We start from the raw sequence: 1,225 nt of genomic DNA, 5'->3' as shown, positions 1-1,225 counted from the left end.
ACAACAGGCGATTGCCTTTACAGGCGAAATATAATAGCTGGACAGCTTATCGATGATAGTTTCGATTGCTATTCCGTAAATCAGGCATATGAGCAATTTAAAAGGGAGCGCCGTGCGCTATGTAAGACCAAAATGCTTGTAATCCTGTACTAAAGAAATGAGGTCGCTGCTATTTCAAGCTTTAGAACAACGCTTAGAGAATATCTACTTGTCTACCCAAAAGCCAAAAAGGCTACCAGTTGGTATAATGTACTTAAGCCTATAGACAGACCCTGATGAACTGCTATTAATTCAAACCGAGCTACAGGAAGATCTAGGACAGAAAAACCTCACTCTACCCCCAGAAAGTACGGGTGGTTAGTGCAATCTCTAGATCAGGTTCATACAGTTGCAAAGGAAATAGTCAAACTTTTAACTGAAAAAAATCACAAGATAAAGGATTACTTTTTTCACCCTGAACTATGGAAAACTCTACAAAACTATGAGAGTCGCATGATGGTTCACGTTATCAAAACCCTAGTAAATACAGGGGAAGCGATACTATCTTGGTACGATGGTGCACTGACGGCTACACGCCTCAAAAGAGAGCGTAAATCACTCATGTTAGAGGCAAAAGCAGACTGAATAGCCACCGACTTGATAGACACCTTTTAGTTAGACAAAATGACTAATAGAGAGGTGCCTATGAGCAGCAAGAGATATCCAGAAGAATTTAAAATTGAAGCAGTCAAACAAGTGACTGAAAAAGGTCATAGCGTGTCTGTTGTTGCAGCGCGACTTGGAACAACGAGCCATAGTTTGTATGCGTGGATTAAATGCGATGGTCCTAACTCCTTACAATACCAAGCTCAATGTGATGAAAGTGCTGAAATTGGTCGACTTAAAAAGGAATTGCAGCGAGTAACAGAAAAGCGATACATACTAAAAAAAGCCGCGGTGTACTTCGCAAGCCAGTCCGACTGAGGTATGCCTTTATTAAAGCGAATCAGACAATTTGGTCTGTTCGACGCATGTGTAAAGTCTTTGGTATTCACCCAAGTGGTTATTATTCTTGGCTCAAAAATCCAGATAGTAGACAAGAAAAGCGGCGAAAATACTTTCTCGGACTGATAAAGCAATTTTGGCTGGAGTCAGGCTGTGTGTATGGTTATCGAAAAATCTACAGTGACTTACGAGATGAAGGGTAAATCTGTGGTATTAACCAAGTACATCGTCTAATGAAGCT

At 40.7% G+C, this 1,225-nt stretch carries 1 protein-coding gene and 1 pseudogene; both read left to right on the top strand.

The window, feature by feature from the left end:
- Positions 1-492 precede the first annotated feature (492 nt).
- Positions 493-624 carry a hypothetical protein gene (locus BLO31_RS24980; RefSeq protein ID WP_281182307.1) on the top strand — a complete coding sequence of 44 codons (132 nt, stop codon included), beginning with the start codon at positions 493-495 and terminating at the stop codon, positions 622-624.
- 60 nt (positions 625-684) lie between these two features.
- Positions 685-1,184: pseudogene (locus BLO31_RS24740) on the top strand (transposase); the annotation flags it as partial.
- Positions 1,185-1,225 lie beyond the last annotated feature (41 nt).

Origin of the sequence: Vibrio sonorensis, from assembly GCF_001854765.1 — a bacterium.
Taxonomy (GTDB): domain Bacteria; phylum Pseudomonadota; class Gammaproteobacteria; order Enterobacterales; family Vibrionaceae; genus Vibrio; species Vibrio sonorensis.
Note: the sequence above shows the minus strand (reverse complement) of the source record. Positions and strands in the feature narration are given on the sequence as shown.

Coding starts and splice junctions, on each gene's coding strand:
- BLO31_RS24980 (WP_281182307.1), top strand. CDS start 493: ATGATGGTTCACGTTATCAAAACCCTAGTAAATACAGGGGAAGCGATA.